This window comes from Leifsonia sp. HAY1-4F, from assembly GCF_056755275.1.
Window position 1 is genome coordinate 41,611 of record NZ_JBNDHX010000009.1, and the last position, 22,197, is coordinate 63,807.

Here is a 22,197-nt window from a genome sequence, read left to right on the forward strand (position 1 = left end):
CAGGGCAACAGGGCCGTCATGCCGGGGCCGTAGCGTGATCCCACCGAGACTGGAGGAGGTGGGATGGACCAGATCACCCACACCGTCGCCGCGTACCGCTCCGAGGTGCTCGCGCTGGCGCGAGCGCTTCCGGCAGAGGACGTCCCGTTGGTGGAGGCGGTCGGCCGCGTCACCGCCGCCGCCGTGCGCGCGCTGCAGCCCGTGCCGCTCTTCGACAACTCCGCCATGGACGGTTACGCCGTGCGGTCGGCGGATCTCGCCGGGTCGGATCCCTCCCGGCCAGCTCGGCTGGTGCTCGTGGACCGCGCGCCCGCCGGCCACGGCCATCCACGTCCCATCGGCCCCGGGGAGGCCGTGCGCATCATGACCGGCGCGCCCATCCCCGAGGGCGCCGACCTGGTGGTGCCGGTCGAGCTGTCGACCGCGGGCGTTTTCACCGACCTGCCGACCGTCGAGCTGTGGCTGCCGGCCAAATCGAACATCCGGGCGGCCGGAGAGGATGTGGCGGCCGGCGATATCCTCGTCGAGGCCGGGACGGAACTCGGTGCCCGCCTCCTCGCACTGCTGGCGGCGACCGGGCACAGCACAGTCGCCGTCCACCGGCGGCCGCGCGTGGCGGTGCTGTCGTCCGGCGACGAGCTGAGCGACACGTCCGCGGCATCCGCCGGCACCATCCCGGACTCGAACGCGGTCTACCTGGCTGCCGCTGTGCGCGCTGTGGGAGGCGTGGTCACGGGGATGCACCGGGTCGCCGACCGTCCGGGCGCTCTGGAGGCGGTGCTGCATGCGGCGTCCCGCGACGCGGACCTGATCGTCTCCACCGGCGGGCGGGGCGCCGGCTCGCACGACTTCGTCGGACGCACCGCCGCCGGCTCGCCGGACGGCCTGCTGGCCCGCGTCGGCATGCGGCCCGGACGCCCGCAGGCCTGCGGCACGTGGAACAGGGTGCCGTGGATCGCCCTGCCGGGGACTCCCACGGCGGCGTTCGTCTCGTTCGAGGCCTTCGTTCGCCCTGTGCTGGGGCGGCTCGGCGGGCTGCCGACCGCGGGCCTCGGCGGCACGCTCGCCGAAACGGTTTCGGTGGGCTGGGAGGGGACGGCGGGAACCGTGCGCTTCGTGCCGCTCGCCGTGACGCAGCGGACCGACGGGGTCACGGTCGAGCCGATGGGCCATCCAGGCCGCAGCGCGCATGCCCTCTCGGCCATGTACTCCGCGCCGCTGATCGGCGTGATCGCCGCAGAGGTCGGCGACGTGGTCCCGGGCCAGCTGCTGACGGTCATCGAGCCGGCCTGAGACCGCACCGGTCTCGCCTCCCGGCGGCACCACCGCAACATTCGTCACGAATGTCACCCTCCAGCGCCGCCAGGGCAACATTCGTCACGAATGTCACCCTCCAGCGCGGCTAACGCAACATTCGTCACGAATCGCGGGGCGGAGCGGGACGCGGAGCAGCGGGAGGGCGGACGCCTCAGGCGGAGGCGCGCCAGACGATGGGGGTGGGGAGCATGGTGCCCGTGAACGTGAGCTCGCCGGTCTCCAGCTGGGAGAGCACCGCCTCGGCGGCCGCGCGGCCGAGGCCCTCGGCGGGCTGGTGGACGGTGGAGAGCGTCGGCTGCGTGCGCGTCGCCCAGGTGCTGTCGTCGAAGCCGACGACACCGACGTCCTCGGGGACGCGGCGGCCGGCCATCCGCAGCGCCTCGATCGCGCCGGCGGCGACCGCGTCGGAGGCGGCGAAGACGCCGTCGAGGTCGGGAGCCCGCTGAAGGAGCCGCTGCATGCCGGCCACACCGGCCGCGTACGAGTACAGCGGCACCTCCTCGACGAGGGCCGGGTCGAAGCGCGAGCCGAGGGCGCTCGTGTAGCCCGCCAGCCGGTCGGAGCCGGAGTCTCGGTCGAGGGCCGCGGCGATCATCCCGATGCGGCTGCGACCAGTGGCGACCAGTCTCTCGGTGATCGCCTTCGCCGCGCCGCGGTTGTCGACGCCGACATAGGCGGCAAGCACGCCGGGTGGATGGCCGACGAACGCCGACGGCATCGCCAAGCGCTCGACGGCACGGCTGATCGGGTCCTTCGTCCGGGCGGAGACGATCACGGCCCCGTCGATGAAGCCGCCGCTGAGGTAGCGGGCCACCCGTTCCGTGTCGCGCTCGGAGTCGACGATGAGCGTGACCATCTGGTAGTCCGCCGCCGACAGCGCGGTGTTTGCGCCGAGCATGATGGATCCGATGTTCGGGTCTTCGAGGAAGAGCGCGTGCGGCTCGTGCACGATGAAGCCGACCGCCATGCTGCGGCGCGCAGCGAGGTTGCGCGCGGCCCCGTTGGGGACGTAGCCGACCTTCTCGATGGCGGCCTCGATCGCGAGCCGCGCCTCTGCGGAGACGTAGCGCTCACCGTTCATGTAGCGGCTGATCGTGCCGCGCGAGACGCCGGCCTCCAGGGCGACATCGTGAACGGTCGCACGGCGGCGACCCTCCGGTGCATTCATCGCGATTTCCCGGATTCGCGGTTGACACCGATCGGGGACTCCCATAGTGTGTGCACGCTCCCACATTAACACCTCTGTTTTCGTGGGCGCAATTGTGTGCACGTGCACAGAGTGCGAAGGCACAGCCACCGAAACAAAGGAGTTCTCGATGACGCCGATCCACCCGGGCGTCGCCTTCGGCTGCGACTACAACCCCGAGCAGTGGGATGAAGCCGTCTGGCGCGAAGACGTCGAACTGATGGGCCGGGCCGGCGTGAACCTCGTCGCGATCAACATCTTCGGCTGGTCGCAGCTGAACCCGCGCAAGGGCGAGTGGGACTTCTCCGATCTCGACGCCGTGATCGGCCTCCTCCACGCGTCCGGCATCGGCGTGAACCTCGGGACGGCGACCTCCTCGACGCCCGCCTGGCTCACCCGCCTGCACCCCGAGATCCTGCCGGTGGCCGACGACGGCACCACCCGCTTCCCCGGGGGCCGCCAGGCCTGGTGCCCCAGCTCGCCGGTCTACCGCCGCTACGCCGTGACCCTCGTGGAAGCGGTCGCGGAACGCTACGGCGCTCACCCCGCGGTGCGCCTCTGGCACGTGTCCAACGAGCTCGGCTGCCACAACGCGCTCTGCTACTGCGACGCGAGCGCCGCCGCGTTCCGCCGCTGGCTGCAGACCCGGCACGGATCCCTCGACGCGCTCAACCGGGCCTGGGGCACCTCGTTCTGGAGCCAGCGCTACTCCGGCTGGGAGGACATCCTGCCCCCGCTGCGGACCCTTTCCAGCCGCAACCCCGGCCAGGTGCTGGACTTCCACCGCTTCAGCTCCGACGAGCTGCTCGACCACTACCGGGCCGAGGCCGAGGTCATCCGCCGGCACAGCGCGGCTCCGGTGAGCACCAACTTCATGGTCACCGCGCACATCCGCAACCTGGACTACTGGACCTGGGCACCCGAGATGGATGTCGTCGCCAACGACCACTACCTCGACCACCGCCTCGACGACCCCACCCTCGAGCTGGCCTTCGCCGCGGATACCACCCGCGGTCTCGCCGGCGGGCGCCCCTGGATGCTGATGGAGAGCTCCACGGGAGCCGTCAACTGGCAGCCGCACAACCTGGCGAAGCATCCGGGCGAGCTCACGCGCAATGCCCTCACGCACGTGGCGCGCGGGGCCGACGCCGTGTGCTTCTTCCAGTGGCGCGCCTCCCTCCAGGGCTCCGAGAAGTTCCACTCGGCGCTCCTCCCCCACGCCGGTACCGACAGCGCCGTCTGGCGCGAGGTACTCGAACTCGGCGAGCTTCTCGGCCGGCTGGATGAGGTCACCGGCACCACGGTGACCGCCGAGGTCGCGCTGCTGTTCAGCTGGGAGTCGTGGTGGGCCGCCGACGGCGAGAACCGGCCGAGTCACGCGCTCGGCTACCTCGACCAGGTCCACGCGGCCTACCGCGCGCTCCGCGCCTCCGGCGTCACCGTCGACGTCGTGCGACCCGGCCAAAACCTCACGGGATACCGGGTGGCGGTCGTGCCCGGCCTCTACCTCGTCCGGGACGCGGAAGCCCAGGCCGTCGCCGACTTCGTCGCGCAGGGCGGGACGGCGCTGGTCACCTTCTTCAGCGGTATCGCGGACGAGGACGACCGGGTCATCCCGGGCGGCTACCCCGGCGCCTTCCGCGACATGCTCGGCGTGCGCGTCGAGGAGTTCGCTCCCGTCACTCCGGACACGGCGGTGACACTCGCCTCCGGCGCGACGGCCGGGCTCTGGACCGAGCGGCTCACCGCCGACGCCGAGGTCGTCGACCGGTTCGACGACGGCCCCTCGGCCGGCGGCCCGGCCCTCACACGCAACCGTCACGGGGGCGGAGAGGCCTGGTACCTCGCGACCCTCCCGGATGCCGACGCGTACGCCGGGATCGTGGACCGCATCCTCACCGCCGCCGGTGTCGTCGCTCCCACCGGCGCAGGCGAGGACGTCGAGGTCGTGCGCCGCACCGGACCCGACGCCTCCTACCTGTTCGTGATCAACCACGGTGCGACCGGCCTGGAGCTGCCCGTCCCCGGCCACGAGCTCGTCACCGACACCCCCGGGACCGTCCTCACGGTTCCGGCCGGATCCGTCCGCATCGTCAGAGAGGACCAGCGATGACCACCACCCCCCTCGCCCTCCGGGGCCGCACCGCGAGACCGCAGCCCACGCGCCGCAGACGCGCGGGCGCCCCGCGGCACCTCCGGGCCGTCCTCGCGTTCGTCCTGCCGTTCACCATCCTATTCGCTCTGTTCTACGCGCTGCCCGTGGGCTACGCGATCTGGGAGTCCCTCCTGGTCGTGAAGCGCGATGGCACGTTCGGGCAGGCGCACGAGGTGTTCGGCTGGTTCAGCCAATACGCGCTGGTGTTCCAGAACGGCCCGTTCTGGCTGTCGGTCGGCCGGGTGCTGCTGTTCGGCGTCGTCCAGGTGCCGGTCATGCTGGCACTGGCGCTGGTGTTCGCGCTGCTGCTCGACTCGCCCCTGGTCCGCGGCAAGCGGTTCTTCCGCCTCGCGTACTTCGCCCCCTATGCCGTGCCGGGCGTCGTCGCCGCGATCATGTGGGGCTTCCTCTTCTCGCCGAACCTCTCGCCGTTCACCGACCTGACGCGCAACGTGAACTTCCTCGGGTCGGATCTGGTGCTCTGGTCGATCGCGAACGTCGTCACCTGGGTCTACGTCGGCTACAACATGCTGATCATCTACTCGGCGCTCCTCGCCATCCCGCAGGAGGTGTACGAAGCGGCGCGGCTGGACGGCGCGGGGCAGTTCCGCATCGCCTGGTCGGTGAAGATCCCCCTGGTGCGTCCGGCACTGCTTCTCACCGCCGTCTTCTCGATCATCGGGACGCTGCAGCTGCTCGCCGAGCCGCAGGTGTTCGCCTCGTTCAGCTCCGCCGTGACCAGCACGTACACGCCGAACCTCACCGTGTACGCCACCAGTTCTCTCCCGAACTACAACCTCGCCGCCGCGTTCAGTGTCGTGCTGGCCCTGGCGACGTTCGTCCTCTCGTTCACCTTCCTCCGGGTGACCCAGCGCAAGGAGGCGCAATGACCACCGCCGTCGCACCAGAAGCGGACGCCGCCCCGGTCCGCGCCACCCGCCGGCCGGATGCCGCACCCTCCCGCCCGGGACGTGCCCGCGGCCCCCGCGAGCGTCTCCTCTCGCGCACCGCCGCCATGATCGTGATGTGCGTGTTCACGCTCTACACGCTCATCCCCCTGTGGTGGCTGTTCGTCGCCTCCAGCAAGTCCCGTGAGCAGCTGCTGACCACGAACGGGCTCTGGTTCGCCGACTTCGACCTGTTCGGCAACATCGGCCGGATGCTGTCCTACGGCGACGGGATCTTCGGCAAGTGGATGCTCAACAGCATCCTCTACGCCGGCGTCGGCGGCCTGCTCGCCACCGTCCTGTCCGGGATGTGCGGCTACGCGCTCGCGAAGTACCGGTTCCCGGGCCGCGAGACACTGTTCAACATCGTGCTGGGCGGCGTGCTGGTCCCGGCGACCGCATTGGCCCTCCCGCTGTTCCTGATCTTCAGCAAGGTGAATCTCACCGACACCTACTGGTCGGTGCTCCTGCCCTCCATCGTCAGTCCGTTCGGCGTCTACCTCGGCCGCATCTTCGCTGCGGCGAGCGTGCCGGACGAGCTCCTGGAGGCGGCGCGACTGGACGGCTCCGGTGAGCTCCGCACCTTCTTCACGGTCAGCATCCGGCTGATGATGCCTGCCCTCGTCACGGTGTTCCTGTTCCAGTTCGTCGCGATCTGGAACAACTTCTTCCTGCCGCTGATCATGCTGCGCACCCAGTCGCTGTTCCCGGTGACCTTCGGCCTCTACAGCTGGAACACCCAGATCAACCAGCTCCCGGAGCTTCGCAGCTTCGTCCTCTCGGGCGCCCTCCTGTCGGTCGTCCCCCTGATCGTCACGTTCCTCCTGCTTCAGCGCTTCTGGCGCAACGGCCTCGGCAGCGGCTCCCTGAAGTAGCACCCAGACCCCCCGCCCGGACCCGCCGGGACCCCCTAACACCGAAGAAGGATCACTATGCACGTTACGAAGAGAGCAGCCGCAGTCGCCTCGCTCGCACTCGCGGCGACCATCGGCCTGGCCGGATGCTCGTCCGGCGCCGACAGCGCGGCCACCGCCGGCGCCGCCTGCGCTCCGTCCTCCGGGAAGGTCACCCTGAACTTCACCTCCTGGGTTCCCGGCATCGACAAAGTGGTGCAGCTGTGGAACGACAAGAACCCGGACATCCAGGTCAAGGTCCAGATCGGCCCGAACGGCAACTCCGGCACCTACAAGAACTTCTTCAATGAGCTCAAGGCCGGCAACGCGCCCGACCTCGGCCAGGTCGAGTACGACGCACTGCCGAACTTCCGCGTCCAGGACGCCCTGACCGACCTCAGCGCGTGCAGCGAGGTCTCGGCGGCCAAGAGCCAGTTCGTCGACTGGACGTGGAAGCAGGCCAGCCTCGGCAGCGACACGTCGGTGTACGGCATTCCGCAGGACTCCGGCCCCATGGCGCTGTTCTACCGCAAGGACCTCTTCGCGAAGAACAACATCCCGATCCCGACCACCTGGGCGGAGTACAAGGATGCGGCCAAGAAGATCCGCGCGCTCGGCGGCTACATCACCAACTTCTCGCAGACGGACATCAACCAGTTCGCCGGCTTCGTCTGGCAGGCCGGCGGCCAGTGGTTCTCCAACAGCGGGGACAACTGGAACGTGAACCTGACCAGCGGCCCCTCCAAGCAGGTCGCCGGCTACTGGAACGACCTGATCAAGGAGGGCCTGGTCTCGACCTACCCGGCCTGGACCGACGAGTGGAACAACGCCTACAACTCGAGCAAGGTCTGGACCTGGAACTCCGCCGTCTGGGGTGCGAACTCCATCGCCTCCGGCGCACCGGACACCGCGGGTGACTGGGCCGTCGCGCAGTCCCCGCAGTGGAACGCCGGCGAGAACAAGGCCGGCGACTGGGGCGGCAGCTCCGTCGTCGTCTTCAAAGGCTCGAAGCACGTCTACGAGGCCGCGAAGTTCGCGCTCTGGCTCAACACCTCCCCGGAGGCGCTCACCGCGCTGAACAAGGCGGCCAACCTGTACCCGACCACCAAGGCCGGGCTGAAGCTGCCTGCTCTGAAGGACGGCGTGCCCTTCTACGGCGGCCAGAAGATCTACGATGTCTTCGCCAAGGCGTCGGCAGAAGTGGACCCGGACTTCACCTGGGGCCCGACCATGACGCAGACCTACAGTGACGTCTCGGACGGCTTCAAGGCGGCCGTCGGCGGAAGCGGTACGCTGCTGGATGCGCTGAAGAAGGGCCAGGATTCCACCATCCAGACCCTGAAGGCGCAGTCGATCCCCGTCAAGGGATAGTCCAGCGCCGCACGCGGGGGTGGGCGCCGAGCCCACCCCCGCTTCGTCATGTGAAGGGACACCATGCGAGCCGATCTCATCCATCTCACCGCGGGCGGGGTCAGCGTCCTCCTCGATCTGAGCGGCGCCCAGCTGCCGACCGTCGCCCACTGGGGAGCAGCGCTCGGCGACCTCACGGCGGAGGACGCGCGCGCCGTCGCGCTCGCGGACATCCGTCCGTCCACCCCCGGAACCCCGGATGTGCCCGTCCGCGTGGCACTGCTGCCCGAGCAGCGGACCGGATGGGTCGGCCGGCCGGGGATCAGCGGGAGCCGCGAGGACGGCAGCGCGTGGTCGCCCGTGTTCACCGTCTCGGACGTGAGCGTCTCCGACGGCGCGACCGAGGCCTCCGGCGACCTGTTGACGTTGCCGGAGGGAGGCGCGGTCGCGATCTCCGCGCACGATCCGGTCGCCGCGCTGTCGCTGGCCATCGAGGTCGAGCTCTCGCCCTCCGGCGTGCTCCGCACCGCCGTCACGCTCACCAACGATGGTGCGCCGTACCGCCTCGACGACCTCGGGGTCGCCCTCCCGCTCCCCGCGCGCGCCCGCGAGATCCTCGACTTCGCGGGACGCTGGGCCAAGGAGCGCACGCCGCAGCGCCGCGAGCTGACCGTCGGAGTCCACGTCCGCGAGGGCCGGCGCGGACGGACGGGAGCGGATGCGGCCACGCTGCTCAGCGTCGGCGAGCCCGGTTTCGGCTTCGCCCGCGGCGAGGTGTGGGGCGTCCACGTGGGCTTCAGCGGCAACCACCGGCACTACGCGGAGCGGCTCTCCGGCGGCGAGCAGATCCTCGGCGGCGGCGAGCTGCTGCTCCCCGGCGAGATCCGCCTCACAGAGGGCGAGAGCTACCGCAGCCCCTGGATCTACGGCGTGTACGGGGATGGGCTCGACGACCAGGCCCGGCGGCTGCACCAGCACTTGCGTGCCCGGCCGCAGCATCCACGACGTCCTCGCCCGGTCACCCTCAACGTCTGGGAGGCGGTCTACTTCGACCACGACCTCGGAAAGCTGAGCGCACTCGCGGAGCGCGCCGCCGCGGCCGGCGTCGAACGGTTCGTGCTCGACGACGGCTGGTTCCGCCACCGCCGCGACGACAGCGCCGGCCTCGGCGACTGGTACGTCGACGAGACGGTCTGGCCGGACGGGCTCACGCCGCTGATCGATCACGTCCAGGCGCTCGGGATGGAGTTCGGGCTCTGGTTCGAGCCCGAGATGGTCAACCTGGACTCCGACCTGGCGCGCGCGCATCCCGAGTGGATCATGCAGACCGGCGGCCGGCTGCCTGTCGAGTCGCGCCACCAGCAGGTGCTCGATCTGGCGAACCCCGATGCGTATGCGTACGTGCGCGATCGGCTGGTCGACATCCTCGCCTCCGACGACATCGCCTACATCAAGTGGGACCACAACCGGGACCTCGCGGACGCCGGCACCGCGCCGGACGGTGCGCCGGGCGTGCACGGCCAGACCCTCGCCGCCTACCGGCTGATGGACGAGCTGAAGGACCGCTGCCCCGGGCTCGAGATCGAGGCCTGCAGCTCCGGCGGCGCGCGGGTGGACCTGGGCGTCCTCGAGCGGACCGACCGGGTGTGGGTCTCCGACTGCAACGATCCGCTCGAGCGGCAGGAGATGATGCGCTGGACGCAGCAGCTCCTCCCGCCCGAACTGCTCGGCTCCCACATCGGGGCTCCCACATCGCACACCACGCACCGCCACCACGACCTGGCCTTCCGCGCCGCCACGGCGCTGTTCGGCCACCTGGGCGTCGAGTGGGACCTGACCACGGCGTCCGACACCGAGTTCGCCGAGCTGACCGAGTGGATCGCGTTCCACCGCGAGAACCGCGACCTCCTGCACGGCGGCGAGCTCGTGCGAATGGACGAGGTGGATCCGACCCTCTGGGTGAGCGGCGTCGTGGCACCCGATCGCGATCGGGCCCTGTACGCGCTGGCCTTCGTGGGCCGCTCCGACGCGGCCCCGCTCGGACGGATCACCGTCCGCGGCCTCGACGACGCCCGCCGCTACCGCGTCACCCCGTCCTCCCTGGGCGGCCCCCAGGGCGGCGAGCGCGTGCCGCCGTGGTACGAGGAGGCTGCAGCGGGCCGCCTCGAGCTCACCGGCCGCGCCCTGCGTACCGCGGGCCTCCAGGCCCCGCTCTCCCACCCCGACCGTGTTTGGCTCCTGCAGCTGGAGGGCCTCGACCGCCCCTAGCGCAGGGGCGGCGAGATTCGTCACGAATGTCCCTTTAGAGCCGGTTTTAGGCGACATTCGTCACGAATCTCGCCTCCCTCGATGGAGCGCGCGCTCGGTTCTCTGAGAGATTTGTAAGCTCGCGGGCGCGCGGATCCGGGCGATCGGGCCTACCGTGTCACGCACTGGGGGCGGACACGAAGGAGTGAACGACTCATGGCGACGGACACGGAGAGCAGCGCCGAGCGCACGAAAGGCGACGACGAACCGCGCCGCCGGAACCCACTCGCCCGCTTCTTCTCCGTGCTCGGCCCGGGTCTGGTGACCGGTGCGGCCGACGACGACCCCTCGGGCGTGGCGACTTACGCCCAGGCGGGCGCCTCCTACGGAAACGGCTTGCTCTGGACCGTGCCCGCGACGCTTCCCATGATGATGGCCGTCCAGGAGATCTGCGACAGGATGGCGCTGGCGACCGGCGACAGCTTCGGCCGCCTCATCCGGCGGCGGTTCGGCCGGGGCGCGAGGACCGTGATCGTCGTCCTGGTCGCCGCGCTCATCGTGGCGAACGTCCTGAATCTCTCCGCAGACCTCATGGCCATCGGGCAGGGGATGCGCCTGCTCGGGGCAGGACCGGCCGGGCTCTGGTCGGCCATCGCCGGGGTCGGGATCACCGTCGCGCTGATCGGCGGGTCCTTCGACTGGATCGGCCGGATCTTCAAGTGGCTGTGCCTGGCACTCCTGGTCTACGTCGGAGTGCTCTTCGTCACCCACGTCGACTGGGGGTCGGTGCTGGCCGGCCTCGTCGGCGCCGAGTTCCACTGGTCCCCTGCCTACCTCGGTCTCGTCGTCGCCGTCCTCGGCACCACGATCAGCCCCTACATGTTCTTCTGGCAGACGGCGCAGCGCATCGAGGAGCTCCGCGGGGAGGACCTCGGCGGCGACAGGGCGCCGTCCCTGGGCGAGCGGACGCCGTCGGGTGCCCGGCGACGACTCCGGACCGGGCGGCTGGACGTCTTCACCGGGATGGTGTTCTCGGTCCTCATCATGTTCGCGATCATCGCCGCCACCGCCGCCACCCTCGGGGTGCACCACAAGACCGTCACCAGCGCGGCGGAAGCGGCGAAGGCGCTGGAACCCATCGCCGGCCAGTACGCCGGGGCGCTCTTCGCCGTCGGCTTCATCGGCTCCGGCATCCTCGCGGTCCCGGTGCTCGCCGCCTCCGGGGCCGCCGGCATGGCCGGGCTCCTGGAGAAGCCGTGGGGCTTCGACCGCAGCCCCCGGAAAGCACCGCTGTTCTACCTGCTCCTCGTCGCAGGCATGATCATCGGGACGCTGTTCGCCCTGTTCGTCAGCAACCCCATCCAGTTGCTCGTGCTCTCTGCGATCGTCAACGGAATCGCCGCCGGACCGTTCATCGTGATCATGATGCTGATCGCCCGCGACAGGGGCATCATGGGCAGGTACCGCAACAGGTGGCTGTCCCAGACCCTGGGATGGATCACCGCGATCGTGATGTGCATCGCCGGCGGCTACGGAGTCTGGTTCACTCTCTCGGGTCAGTGAGCGCCGGCGGCGAGCGCGGGCTCCGGCGCGCGCAGCTCCGGCGGCAGCAGCGACAGGGGGACGTTCTGGTAGGTGACCGGCCGCAGCCAGCGCGCGATCGCGGTGCCGCCCACCGACGTCGACGAGGCAGCGGTGGTGGCCGGATACGGTCCGCCGTGGGTCATCGACCGGGTGACGGCGACTCCGGTCGGCACCTGGTCGAACACCACGCGGCCGGCGACGCGCTCGGCGGCGGCCAGCAGCGGCCCAAGGCCGGGAAGCTCGTCCTCCTCGGCGAAGACCGAGACGGTCAGCTGGCCCGGCATCCGGGCGATCCGTCCTGCCGCCTGCTCCAGGTCGCCGTAGGTCAGCAGCGCCGTCGCCGGTCCGAAGGCCTCCTCGAAGCCGGCCACGTCGTCCTCCGCATCCAGCTGGACGAGGGCCGCAGAGCGAACGCCGTCGGGCGTGCGCCCCGACTCCACCAGCGACCGCGCCCCCGCCCGGTGCTCCCACGCGGACAGCGCGGAGTCGAAGCGATCGGCGATGCCGTCGTTCAGCAGTTCCGCGGGATCCGATGCGGCGAACCGCTCCTGGAGGCGCGCCACGAGTTCGCCTGCGCCATCCGGGACGAGCAGCAGGTTCGGCTTGGTGCACAACTGTCCGGTGCTGGCGACGATCGACTCCGTCAGCGTCCGGGCCAGCTCCTCCGGGCGACGCCGGGCGGCCTCCGGACTGATCACCACGGGGTTCACGCTCCCGAGTTCGCCGAAGAACGGGATGGGCGCCGGCCGCGAGACGGCGAGGTCGTAGAGCGCACGGCCTCCCGCGGTCGACCCGGTGAACCCGACCGCGGCCACGCCGGGGTCCGTGACTAGCCGGGCGCCGTCGTCGAAGCCCCACACCATCCCGATCGCACCCGCCGGGAGCCCCGCCACGACGACGGCCTGCCGGAGGACCTCGAACGCGAGGACGCTGGTGCGCGGATGACCGGGATGCGCCTTAACGACGACCGGGCATCCCGCGGCGAGCGCCGAGACGGTGTCGCCGCCCGGCACTCCGAACGCGACCGGGAAGTTGCTCGCGCCGAACACCGCCACGACCCCGAGCGGCACGAGCACGCGGCGCAGGGCGTCCCCGTCCTGGATGCGTCCGAGGTAGTCGCCGTCCTCCAGGATCTCGGCGAACAACCGCGCCTGGTTCGCCGTGCGCGTCACCTCGCCGTCGAGCCGGGCGACCGGCAGGTGCGTCTCCTCGACCGCAGCGCTGATGAGCGACGCTCGGGCGTCATCCAGCCCGTGGGCGATCCCCTGGAGTAGAGCCGCACGTCCAGACGTCCCGAGCGCACGCAGTGCGTCCGCCGCCGCTGCCGCCTCCGCCACCGTCTCGTGCACGCTCATCCCTTCACCGCCCCGGCGCTCATGCCCTGGACCAGGAATTTCTGCACATAGGCGAAGAGGATGACGACCGGCAGGATCGCCACCAGCCCACCCGCCGCGAGGGCGCCGAAGTCGGCGCCGAACTCGCCGAGCAGGTAGCTCAGGCCGACCGGCACGGTGAACCTGTCCTGCTGGCTCATGAACATCAGCGCGAAGAGGAAGTTGTTCCAGGCGCTGATGAAGGCGAACGAGCCGACCGCCACGATCCCGGGCTTCAGCAGCGGCAGCACCACGAGCCGGAAGGCCTGGACGCGGGTGCAGCCGTCCACCCACGCCGCTTCCTCGATCTCCACCGGGACATTGCGGATGAAGCCGGACATCAGCACCAGGGACAGCGGCAGGTGGAAGACCGTGTCGGCGATGATGAGGCTGATCAGGTTGTTGGTGAGCCCGAGCGTGTTGAAGATCTCGAACAGCGGGATGAGCATCATCGCGCCGGGGATGAACTGCGTGCAGAGCATCACGACGAGGAACAGCGTCTTGCCGCGGAAGGCGAAGCGGGCCAGCGCGTAGCCGCCGAGCAGCGCGATCATCGTGGAGACCACCAGCGTCGCCCCCGCGGTGATGATGCTGTTCTGGAAGTAGATCCCGAATCCGGAGCCGTTCCACACGGACGCGAAGTGGTCGAAGGTGATCGGCCACGGGATCAGCGAGGTGGAGCCGGACGGCCGGAAGGCGAACAGCACCATCCAGTACAGCGGCACCAGAGTGAAGAGCAGGAACAGGCCGAGCGGCACCCACAGGCTCAGCCGGTCGAGCACGCGCCGGCCGCGGCGACGCGGGCGGCGGCGCTCGGCCGGGGCGCCGGGTCGCGTCGGCTCCAGTGGCAGGGATCGCGCGATGGGGTCTTCGAGCAGGGTCACGACTCCGCTCCTCTCTTGGTGAGACGCAGGTACAGCAGCGAGAAGAAGGTGAGCAGGAGGAAGGCCACGACGGTGAGAGCCGAGCCGTAGCCGAAGTCCCTGCTCTGGATGGCGGTCTGCGCCACGTAGAGAGGCAGCGTCGTCGTCGAGTTGGCCGGGCCTCCCCCGGTCAGCGTGTAGAGGAGGTCGACGTTGTTGAACTCCCAGACGCCGCGGAGCAGCGTTGCGAGCACGACGGCCTGGCGGATGTGCGGCCATGTCACCGAGACGAACCGTCGCAGCGGCCCCGCGCCGTCGACATCCGCCGCCTCGTAGAGCTCGCCGGGAACCGACTGCAGGTCCGCGAGGATCAGGATCGCGAAGAACGGAACCCCCTTCCACAGTTCCGCGATGACGACGGCCAGGAACGTGGTCCCCTGCCCGGAGAGGAGGGAGGTGCCGTGCTCCCCGATCCCGAGATCGGCCAGATAGCGGCCGATCCCGGTGGCGGGGTTGTAGATCAGGATCCAGATGGTGGTCGTCAGGATGCCCGACACCGCCCACGGCGAGAACGTCAGCGCCCGCGCGATCCCCCGGCCGACGAACGTCCGGTTGAGCAGCAGGGCGAGCGCCAGCCCGAAGACGAACTGGAGGGCGACCTCCACCAGGACCCACTGGAGCGTGAACCGCAGGCTCTGCCAGAACAGCGGGTCGCCGAACATCCGGGTGAAGTTGTCCAGCCCCGCGAAGCCGTCGTTCCACGGCTGCGTCACATTGGAGTGCTGCAGGCTGTAGAAGAAGACGCTGGCCACGGGGTACACGAGGAACACCAGCACCAGCAGCACCGCCGGGGCGATCAGCAGGTAAGGGTAGAGCCGGGTGCGCAGGGCGAGCGGGCTCGGGCGGCCCCGGGGGCTCGGGCTCAGCCCACCCTGCGGGCTCCGCCGGCGGGGAACAGCGACCGTCATCGTGATCCTTCCGGCTACTTCTTGCTTCGCTTGAGGTAGTCCTGCTGCGCGGCGGTCAGCTGCGTGGCCGCGTCCGTGAGGAATGCCTTCGCGCTCTCGTCGCCTTGCAGCACCTTCTGCCACTTGGGCAGCAGGTCGGTGGTCGTGATCGCGCTGAACTGCGGCAGGTAGTACGGCTGCTGCAGCACGGTGGCGTTCTTGGCCTTCTGGGTGTCCAGAGCGGCCGTCATGGCCGGGTTGGAGGCGACCCAGCTCTCCTTCGCGACATCCGTGTTGCCGGGCAGGTAGCCGGACTTCTGCGCCCAGAACGAGTTGCCCTCCTTGCTCATCGTGAACTCGAGGAACTTCCACGCCGCATCCTGGTGCGCGCTGGCCTTGAACATCCCGAAGCCGGTCACCATCTGGCCCGTCACGATCGTCTTGCCGTTGTCTGCGGGGAAGGTGCCGACGACGCCCACCTGGCTCGGCTTGAGCGCCGCGATGTGGGTCGGATAGGAGCCGATGCTGTGGCTGAGCATGGCGGCGCCGCCGTTGTCGAACTGCGCGACCATCGTCTTGAAGTCGGCGGTGAGGTCGCTCTTCGCGGTGTCCTTGGCGTAGAGCGAGACGTACTTCTCGGTCGCGGCGACGACCGCCGGAGAGTCGAGCGTGGAGCGTCCCTTGCTGTCGAAGAAGGTGCCGACTCCGGCCATCGGGTAGACCATCTGCACGAACTGCGAGAAGAAGCCGGCGCCGCCGCGGATCGTGTAGCCGAAACGTCCGGCGGACGGATCGGTCAGAGTGGAGGCGTCGGAGAAGAAGTCGTCCCAGGTCGCCGGCTTGCTCAGTCCCGCCTGCTGGAACCAGTCCGCCCGGTAGTAGATCGCGTCGGCGAGCGCCGTGGCCGGAGTCAGGTAGAGCTTGTCGTCGGGCGCCGCGGCCTTGGCGGACTTCAGCATGTTCGGGTCGATCTTCTTGGCGATCGACGAGCCGGCCAGCCGGTCGTCGAGCGGCGCGAGGGCGTTCTGCGCCACGAGCGCGGCGACATCCGAGGCCTTCGGCGTCACGAGGTCCGGTGTGGACTTGGTCGCGATGGCGGTGCTGAGCTTCTGCATGTAGGAGTCGGTCGGCAGGCCGAGATAGCTGATCGTGATGTTCGGGTTCACCTTCTCGAACATCGCGATGAGCGCCTTGAGATTGGCGGTGCGGTCGGGGCGCGTGTCGGTGTCCCAGAGCTGCAGGGCGACCTTCTTCTCGCTGTCGCCTCCTCCGCCTCCTCCGCTGTTCGAGCAGGCGGCCAGGCCGAGCATCAGGACGGCGGCCGAGGCGGCGGCGACGACCCGCCGCAGGGGGAGCGAACGGCCACCGGCCGCGGGTACATGACGCGTCATTGCGTTTCCTCTCCGATGAATGGGAGTTGTGAAGTGGGAAGATCGCTCGTCGAGGGTGGTTCCCTCCGACGGGTCGATCATATACTATGCATGGTGTACGCAGCACCATACACCGAAAGGGAAGTTCATGGACAGTCCGATCACCCGGCTCACGCAGTCGGCCTCGCGGACGGGCTTGGTCGTCCAGGCGCTCCGGCTCGCGATCCTCTCCGGCGAGCTTCCCGCCGGGCAGCCCCTGGTGGAGGCCGACCTCGCCGAGCGCTTCGGGATCTCGAAGACTCCGGTGCGGGAGGCGCTCAAGACGCTGTCGGGAGCGGGCCTCGTCACCATGAGCGAGTACCGCGGCGCCACCGTCCGGGTCGTCGATCCGCAGATGGCGTACAACGTGTTCGACATGCGTGCGCTGCTGGAACCGACCGCGGTCGCCCGCACCGTCGAGAACGGTGCCGACGTCGAGGCCGCCCGGTCGGCGCTGCGGCGAGCGGACGCGGCCGAGACCGAGGCCGAGCGGAGCCTCGCCAACCGGGACTTCCACCGGGAGCTCTACGCGGGCTGCGGAAACGACATCCTGGTGTCCACTCTGGATGGGCTCCGCGAGCAGACCGCGCTGATCACGGTGAACGCTTGGACCCGTCGTCCCAGCTGGGAGGAAGAGGCCGGAGAGCACCAGCAGATCCTGGAGGCCGTCGCGGCCGGTGACCCGTCCGCCGCATCCACCCGGGTGCTCGAGCACATCCGCAGTTTCGAGGCCCTGGCGATCCGCCAGCTGCAGGGAGTGAAATGACGTTCGCCGCCCAACGGGAAGCCCTCGCCGATGTCGTCGCGATTCCCGTCACGCCCTACTCCGCCGACGGCTCCGTCGACCTCGACACGTACGAGGCGCTGCTGCAGCGCCTCGTCCGCCACGGTGTGCGCACTCTGACTCCGAACGGGAACACCGGCGAGTTCTACGCCCTCTCCCCCGCCGAACGGCGTGCACTCATCGCCGCCTCCGCACGGGCTGCCGGGGATGCGGACCTGCTGGTCGGGGTCGGTCACGATATCGCGGAAGCGGCCGCCGACCTCGCCGTCGCCGCCGAGCACGGGGTGCGGATGGCGATGATCCACCAGCCGCTGCATCCCCACCAGTCGGCCGAGGGCTGGATCGAGTACCACCGGGCCATCGCCGCCACGCAGCCGGACCTGGCCTTCGTGCTCTACGTGCGCTCCGAGTGGATCACCGGCGAGATGCTCCGCCGGCTCGGCGACATCGCCCCCAACATCGTGGGCGTCAAGTACGCCATCCCGGACCCCACCGTCTTCGCCGCCGTACGGGATGCCGCAGGCCCCGAGCGCTTCGTCTGGATCGCCGGACTGGCCGAGCCGTATGCCCTCTCGTACGCGGTGCACGGAGCCGACGGCTTCACGTCCGGCCTCGTCAACGTCGACCCCGGCATCTCGCTGGGCCTGCGGGATGAGCTCCGGGCCGGCGACTACGCCGCTGCCGACGTGATCCTCCGCCGGATCGCGCGGTTCGAGGAGCTGCGAGCCGATGCACGATCGGCCAACAACGTGAGCGTCGTCAAGGAGGCGATGGCGCAGCTGGGCCTCTGCGATCGCCAGGTGCGGCCGCCCAGCCGCCCGGTCGGCGACAGCGTGCGTGCCGAGATCAGCGTCATCCTGGACCAGTGGCGGGCGGACGCTGCGGTCGGCTCGGCGACGGCTTCGGCGGCGGCCTCCGCGACGGCTTCGGCGGCGGTCGGCGCATGAGGATCGAGCGCATCTCGAGCTTCATGCAGCGGGTCGGCGACCGGCCGCGCCTCCTCGTCCGCATCGACACCGACGAGGGCGTGCACGGCTGGGGCGAGGCCTACAACCACGGTCCCGACCGCGCCCTCCCGCCGCTGCTCGACTACCTGGAGCTGCAGCTGGCGGGCGAGGACCCGCGCCGCGTCGAGTTCCTGTCACAGAAGCTGCTCCGCACGGCCCGCTTCCCGCAGGGCGCACTGGGCCTGGCTGCGATCTCCGCCGTCGACCACGCCCTGTGGGACATCGCCGCGAAAGCACTCGGTGTGCCGGTCTATGCGCTGCTCGGCGGCGCAGTCCGCGATCGGGTGCGCGTCTACAGCGGCGTCTACACCGCGCCCGATCCCGCGGCGGTGCGGGACATCTGCGCGGAGCAGTCCGAGCGGTACGGCTTCGACGCGTTCAAGCTCAGCCCCTACCGCAGCGACCTGTTCGACCGGCGCTGGGGACTCGTCGTCCAGGAGAGCGCGGAGTACTTCCGCGCTGTGCGCGAGACCTGCGACCCCGCCTGGGACTTCGCGTTCGACGCGCATGCGAAGATCTTCGAGCCGCATCAGGCCATCGCGCTCGGCAACGCCCTCGCCCCGTGGCAGCCGATGTTCCTGGAGGAGCCCATCCGCCCCGAGAACAAGCAGGCGTGGGGATACCTGCGGAGCCGGCTGGATGTGCCCCTCGCGACGGGAGAGAGCCTGTACTCCCCCAACGAGTTCCTCGACCTGCTGACGGCCGGCGGCGCGGACATCGTGCAACCGGACATCTGCGTCGTCGGCGGCATCTCGCAGCTGCGCCGCATCGCCGTGCTCGCCGAGGCCCACTACACGATGGTGGCACCGCACAACCCGATGGGTCCGCTGGCGACCGCGCACAACCTCCACTTCGCCGCCGCCTGCAGCAACTTCTCCATCCTCGAGTACAAGCTCGACGAGACATCGTGGTGTCCCGACCCGTACCTTCCGGTCGGCGGCCACCTCGACCTGCGGCCGGACCGGCCGGGATGGGGCATCGAGATCGACGAGACGGCCCTGGCGACCGACGACTACGTCCACTGGGAGCGGCGCGTGCCGCGACGGCCGGACGGGTCCCTCGGGTACTGCTGAGCCACGCGGCGGCTCGCGGGGGCTCGGCCTGCCGCGACGGACCGACGCGAAGGGGGCCCGGTCGGCTTTCGGCCGACCGGGCCCTTCGTTCTACACCCGCGCTGTCAGCGCGCCGGCGTCAGAGTGCCCGGCGACGTCGGGGGTCGATCACCAGAGCCGCTCCGGCGAGGAGCAGCAGTCCGGCGAACGCCAGCAACGGAGTCGTCGGTGAGGTGGATCCGGTCGAGGCGAGTGAGCCGGTCCCACCGGTTCCGGTCGTGCCGGTCCCGCCTGCCGCCGACGTGTAGACGAAGGCGGCGGGCAGGGTGGCGGCGCCACAGGCCGGGGCTCCGACGACGGTGACGCCGACCGTCCCGGTGCCGGCGGGCGACACGGCCGTGATGGTCGCGTCGTCGACCACGGTGAACGATCTGGCCGCAGTGGTGCCGAAGAGCACCCCGATCGCTCCCGTGAAGCAGCCGCCCGTGATGGTGACGGTCGTTCCGCCGCTCTCCGGGCCCGTGCCCGGGGTCACGCCGGTGACCGTGGTGCCCGGGTCGTAGGTGAACGTCGCGGGCGGCGTCGCGCCGGCCGGCGTGGTGACGACGACCGGGACGGGCCCGACGGCGTGCGGCGGGGTCACGATGGTGATCGTGCCGTCACCGACGACGGTGAACGGCACCGGAGTCCCGTCGACCGTCACTGCGGTCGCACCGGTGAAGCCGCCGCCCGTGATGGTCACGGCCGTACCGCCCGTGAAGGGTCCGTGATCCGGCGCCAGTCCCGTGATCACCGGAGCGTTCACCACCGGTAGGAAGGTGAAGTCACCCGGAACGGACTGCCCACCCGGGGCGGTGACCACCACTCCGACCGCGCCGGGAAGGTGCGCGGGGGTCGTCGCGGTGATCGTCGTGTCGTTCACGACCGTGAAGGACGCCGCGGGCGTCCCCCCGAAGGTGACGTCGGTCGTCCCGGTGAAGCCGGTTCCGGTGATGGTCACCAGCGTGCCGCCCGTCTGCGGACCCTGCGGAGGAGTCACCGAGGCGATGGTGGGAGCGGCGAGATACGTGTAGGTGAGCGGGACGGAGTCGCCGGCGGGGTGCTGCACCACCACATCCACAGCGCCAGGAGTGTGGGCCGGGGTCGTCGCGGTGATCGTCGTGTCGTCGACCACAGTGAAGGCGGTGGCCGGCGTTCCGTCGAAGGTGACCCCCGTGGAGCCGGTGAAGCCGGATCCCGTGATGGTCACCGTCTGGCCGCCCGCCTCGGGTCCGCTGTCGGGGGTGAGGGAGGTGGCGACCGGAGCGGCGACGACCGCGTTCGGGCCGACGCTGGCGTTCGCCACGTCGAGGGTGAGTGCCGCCGCCGCCGGAAGGACCGTGGCGCGCAACGCGGTCTCGGTGAACACACCGCCGGTGGTCGCCTGGTTGTTGACCGTGAGCGAGAGCACCTGGCTCAGCACGGGATCGAGTGCCGGGAGGAGCGTACTCGTCACCGGGGCGATGACCGCCGGGCCGATCGCCGAGATGGCGGTGCCGACGCCGGTGAGCGGCGTGGTCAGCGCGCTGAGCACCGTGCCGACCGGCAGCCCGACGCCGGCTCCGGCGAGCGCGATCCCAGAGGTGTCGCCGGCGAGAAGCTGACCGATGGTCGAGTCGACCGTGACGACCGGCGCTCCGAGCAGGCTGGTGACCGCGGTGACCGAGAGGCCGTCGACGGTCGTGGTCAGCGTGTTCTCGACGCGGGTGACCAGCGAGCCGACGACCCCGGAGATGCGGGTGCCGAGATCCGCGATGACCGGCGCACTCAGCAGCTCCGTGCCCGGCGCCAGTCCTTCCAGTGCTGTGAGCTGGCCGAGGTCGACCGTGACGGTGCCGGTCGAGAGGTCGATGGTCACACCGGGATTCGCCGGATCCGTGATCGGCCCGGTGAGCAGAGGCGCAATGTCCGCCTGCAGGTCGGAGGCGCCGACCGTGGCGGTCGTCGACAGGACCCCGCCGATCGGGAGCGCATCCAGCGAGGTGGCGAGCGTCCCGGTCGGCCCGGCCAGCCCATCCACTGCACCTTGGACGGTCCCGACCTGCGTGTTGATCGCTGCGGCGAGGGCGGCGAGCGTGGGGCTCTGGAAGGTGAGTCCGACGTTCGCCAGCGAGTAGGAGCCGGTGGCGGCGCCGGGCGCTGCCTGGGCGGCCTGTGCGGCGGCGACGCCGGCGGTCAGGTCGAGCTGGGACAGCTCGTCCAGGGTCGCGGTCGGCAGCCCCAGCGTCGAGACCGCCTGGGCGAGGTTCAGGCTCAGCGGGCCGGGAGCGACGCCCGGGGCAGGGGTGATTCCGGTGCCGATGGCGCCGGCGGAGGAGATCAGGCCCGAAGCGCCGACCGAGGATCCGTCCTGCAGCGCCGACGCGTACTGGCCGACGACCCCGGCGCTCCCGAGATCGAGGGGAAGCTGGATGCCGCCCGGCGCGGTGAGGGTGACGGCGCCCAGCGCGCCGACGTCCAGGTTGTTCGCGTTCGTCTGGTCAGCCGTCCCGTTGCTCACGGCCGCCTCACCCCCGAGGGATGCGACGAGCGCGGCGTCGAGGCCGAGCAGCGAGCCGCTCAGGTACTGGCCGGTGGCGGCCGACTGGTCGCCGACGGCGGCCTGCGCGGGAAGCGCCCAGAGGCCGGCGCCGCCGAGCAGGACGGCGAGTGCGCCGCCGGTCGCGGCCGGCCGCAGAAGTGCGCGGCGCCATCCCGATCCCCTCCCTTCCGTACCCGGAAGCGGACGGCGGAAAAGGACGGACTTCACGATGTGACCCCCAGAGACAGTGACAAGACCTACCCGGATCCTCTCCTCGGGCGGGGCCGCTGTAATCGCCCGGAACGGGTGATCTTCCTCCCCGCAGGATTCGTCACGAATGTGCACTCCGACGCGGCGCAGGGCGACATTCGTCACGAATGGTGCCTCGCGGGATCGCGCCGGGACGACTCAGAGGAGGTTGAGCTGGTGCGCCTTGTCCACGGCTCGGCTTCGGCCATCCACCTGGAGCTTGCGGTAGATCGCGCGGACGTGCGTCTTGACGGTGTTGAGGCTGATGTTGAGG

General features: G+C 70.4%; 17 protein-coding genes. 10 read left to right on the plus strand and 7 right to left on the minus strand.

Annotated features, from left to right (window positions below; translation table 11 throughout):
• Positions 1 to 63 precede the first annotated feature (63 nt).
• Positions 64 to 1,293, plus strand: coding sequence for a molybdopterin molybdotransferase MoeA (locus ACPYOG_RS03480; RefSeq protein WP_481292867.1), 1,230 nt, complete (start codon positions 64 to 66; stop codon positions 1,291 to 1,293).
• 175 nt (positions 1,294 to 1,468) lie between these two features.
• Here ACPYOG_RS03480 and ACPYOG_RS03485 read toward each other — a convergent pair whose 3' ends face one another.
• Positions 1,469 to 2,485 carry a LacI family DNA-binding transcriptional regulator gene (locus tag ACPYOG_RS03485; protein ID WP_481292868.1) on the minus strand — a complete coding sequence of 339 codons (1,017 nt, stop codon included), beginning with the start codon at positions 2,483 to 2,485 and terminating at the stop codon, positions 1,469 to 1,471.
• Between the two features lie 148 nt (positions 2,486 to 2,633).
• On the opposite strand from ACPYOG_RS03485, the gene ACPYOG_RS03490 reads away from it, so the two are divergent.
• From ACPYOG_RS03490 to ACPYOG_RS03515, 6 genes are all read left to right on the plus strand, one after another.
• Complete coding sequence (locus tag ACPYOG_RS03490; protein ID WP_481292869.1) at positions 2,634 to 4,616, plus strand: beta-galactosidase; 1,983 nt, start codon at positions 2,634 to 2,636, stop codon at positions 4,614 to 4,616.
• Positions 4,613 to 5,548, plus strand: a complete 936-nt coding sequence (locus ACPYOG_RS03495; protein ID WP_481292870.1) for a carbohydrate ABC transporter permease — start codon at positions 4,613 to 4,615, stop codon at positions 5,546 to 5,548. Before ACPYOG_RS03490 ends, ACPYOG_RS03495 begins: the two co-directional genes overlap by 4 nt.
• The gene (locus ACPYOG_RS03500) at positions 5,545 to 6,480 is read left to right on the plus strand and encodes a carbohydrate ABC transporter permease (RefSeq protein WP_481292871.1); all 936 of its coding nucleotides are present in this window, start codon (positions 5,545 to 5,547) and stop codon (positions 6,478 to 6,480) included. Before ACPYOG_RS03495 ends, ACPYOG_RS03500 begins: the two co-directional genes overlap by 4 nt.
• Before the next feature lie 57 nt (positions 6,481 to 6,537).
• Entirely contained in the window at positions 6,538 to 7,869 is a 1,332-nt protein-coding gene (locus ACPYOG_RS03505) for an ABC transporter substrate-binding protein (protein ID WP_481292872.1), read from the plus strand.
• Between the two features lie 63 nt (positions 7,870 to 7,932).
• Positions 7,933 to 10,116, plus strand: a complete 2,184-nt coding sequence (locus tag ACPYOG_RS03510) for an alpha-galactosidase (RefSeq protein ID WP_481292873.1) — start codon at positions 7,933 to 7,935, stop codon at positions 10,114 to 10,116.
• Between the two features lie 195 nt (positions 10,117 to 10,311).
• Positions 10,312 to 11,658, plus strand: a complete 1,347-nt coding sequence (locus ACPYOG_RS03515) for an Nramp family divalent metal transporter (RefSeq protein WP_481292874.1) — start codon at positions 10,312 to 10,314, stop codon at positions 11,656 to 11,658.
• On the opposite strand, the gene ACPYOG_RS03520 is transcribed toward ACPYOG_RS03515, so the two are convergent.
• Genes ACPYOG_RS03520 through ACPYOG_RS03535 form a run of 4 tightly spaced genes read right to left on the minus strand, consistent with a single transcriptional unit; the run spans position 11,652 to position 16,253 of the window.
• A complete protein-coding gene (locus ACPYOG_RS03520) occupies positions 11,652 to 13,034 on the minus strand; it encodes an aldehyde dehydrogenase family protein (protein WP_481292875.1) in 1,383 nt (460 codons plus the stop codon). The two genes, ACPYOG_RS03515 and ACPYOG_RS03520, sit on opposite strands and share 7 nt — an antisense overlap.
• The gene (locus tag ACPYOG_RS03525) at positions 13,031 to 13,936 is read right to left on the minus strand and encodes a carbohydrate ABC transporter permease (RefSeq protein ID WP_481292876.1); all 906 of its coding nucleotides are present in this window, start codon (positions 13,934 to 13,936) and stop codon (positions 13,031 to 13,033) included. Before ACPYOG_RS03525 ends, ACPYOG_RS03520 begins: the two co-directional genes overlap by 4 nt.
• Entirely contained in the window at positions 13,933 to 14,883 is a 951-nt protein-coding gene (locus ACPYOG_RS03530; protein ID WP_481292877.1) for a carbohydrate ABC transporter permease, read from the minus strand. Before ACPYOG_RS03530 ends, ACPYOG_RS03525 begins: the two co-directional genes overlap by 4 nt.
• Positions 14,884 to 14,897: 14 nt before the next feature.
• The gene (locus ACPYOG_RS03535; RefSeq protein ID WP_481292878.1) at positions 14,898 to 16,253 is read right to left on the minus strand and encodes an ABC transporter substrate-binding protein; all 1,356 of its coding nucleotides are present in this window, start codon (positions 16,251 to 16,253) and stop codon (positions 14,898 to 14,900) included.
• 127 nt (positions 16,254 to 16,380) lie between these two features.
• Between ACPYOG_RS03535 and ACPYOG_RS03540 the strand changes: the two genes are divergently transcribed.
• From ACPYOG_RS03540 to ACPYOG_RS03550, 3 genes are read left to right on the plus strand one after another with little or no spacing between them, the layout of a single operon-like run.
• Positions 16,381 to 17,037, plus strand: coding sequence for a GntR family transcriptional regulator (locus ACPYOG_RS03540; RefSeq protein WP_481292879.1), 657 nt, complete (start codon positions 16,381 to 16,383; stop codon positions 17,035 to 17,037).
• Entirely contained in the window at positions 17,034 to 18,002 is a 969-nt protein-coding gene (locus tag ACPYOG_RS03545; RefSeq protein WP_481292880.1) for a dihydrodipicolinate synthase family protein, read from the plus strand. The genes ACPYOG_RS03540 and ACPYOG_RS03545 overlap by 4 nt, the downstream gene beginning before the upstream one ends.
• The gene (locus ACPYOG_RS03550) at positions 17,921 to 19,135 is read left to right on the plus strand and encodes a mandelate racemase/muconate lactonizing enzyme family protein (protein WP_481292881.1); all 1,215 of its coding nucleotides are present in this window, start codon (positions 17,921 to 17,923) and stop codon (positions 19,133 to 19,135) included. Before ACPYOG_RS03545 ends, ACPYOG_RS03550 begins: the two co-directional genes overlap by 82 nt.
• 118 nt (positions 19,136 to 19,253) lie before the next feature.
• On the opposite strand, the gene ACPYOG_RS03555 is transcribed toward ACPYOG_RS03550, so the two are convergent.
• Together ACPYOG_RS03555 and ACPYOG_RS03560 are read right to left on the minus strand one after the other, a co-directional pair.
• The gene (locus ACPYOG_RS03555) at positions 19,254 to 21,902 is read right to left on the minus strand and encodes a choice-of-anchor G family protein (RefSeq protein WP_481292882.1); all 2,649 of its coding nucleotides are present in this window, start codon (positions 21,900 to 21,902) and stop codon (positions 19,254 to 19,256) included.
• Between the two features lie 180 nt (positions 21,903 to 22,082).
• Entirely contained in the window at positions 22,083 to 22,190 is a 108-nt protein-coding gene (locus tag ACPYOG_RS03560) for a helix-turn-helix transcriptional regulator (protein WP_481292884.1), read from the minus strand.
• Positions 22,191 to 22,197 lie beyond the last annotated feature (7 nt).

Excerpts from the sequence above, each read along its gene's own strand:
- ACPYOG_RS03480 (WP_481292867.1), top strand. The coding sequence starts at position 64 with ATGGACCAGATCACCCACACCGTCGCCGCGTACCGCTCCGAGGTGCTC.
- ACPYOG_RS03485 (WP_481292868.1), bottom strand. The coding sequence starts at position 2,485 with ATGAATGCACCGGAGGGTCGCCGCCGTGCGACCGTTCACGATGTCGCC.
- ACPYOG_RS03490 (WP_481292869.1), top strand. The coding sequence starts at position 2,634 with ATGACGCCGATCCACCCGGGCGTCGCCTTCGGCTGCGACTACAACCCC.
- ACPYOG_RS03495 (WP_481292870.1), top strand. The coding sequence starts at position 4,613 with ATGACCACCACCCCCCTCGCCCTCCGGGGCCGCACCGCGAGACCGCAG.
- ACPYOG_RS03500 (WP_481292871.1), top strand. The coding sequence starts at position 5,545 with ATGACCACCGCCGTCGCACCAGAAGCGGACGCCGCCCCGGTCCGCGCC.
- ACPYOG_RS03505 (WP_481292872.1), top strand. The coding sequence starts at position 6,538 with ATGCACGTTACGAAGAGAGCAGCCGCAGTCGCCTCGCTCGCACTCGCG.
- ACPYOG_RS03510 (WP_481292873.1), top strand. The coding sequence starts at position 7,933 with ATGCGAGCCGATCTCATCCATCTCACCGCGGGCGGGGTCAGCGTCCTC.
- ACPYOG_RS03515 (WP_481292874.1), top strand. The coding sequence starts at position 10,312 with ATGGCGACGGACACGGAGAGCAGCGCCGAGCGCACGAAAGGCGACGAC.
- ACPYOG_RS03520 (WP_481292875.1), bottom strand. The coding sequence starts at position 13,034 with ATGAGCGTGCACGAGACGGTGGCGGAGGCGGCAGCGGCGGCGGACGCA.
- ACPYOG_RS03530 (WP_481292877.1), bottom strand. The coding sequence starts at position 14,883 with ATGACGGTCGCTGTTCCCCGCCGGCGGAGCCCGCAGGGTGGGCTGAGC.
- ACPYOG_RS03535 (WP_481292878.1), bottom strand. The coding sequence starts at position 16,253 with ATGACGCGTCATGTACCCGCGGCCGGTGGCCGTTCGCTCCCCCTGCGG.
- ACPYOG_RS03540 (WP_481292879.1), top strand. The coding sequence starts at position 16,381 with ATGGACAGTCCGATCACCCGGCTCACGCAGTCGGCCTCGCGGACGGGC.
- ACPYOG_RS03545 (WP_481292880.1), top strand. The coding sequence starts at position 17,034 with ATGACGTTCGCCGCCCAACGGGAAGCCCTCGCCGATGTCGTCGCGATT.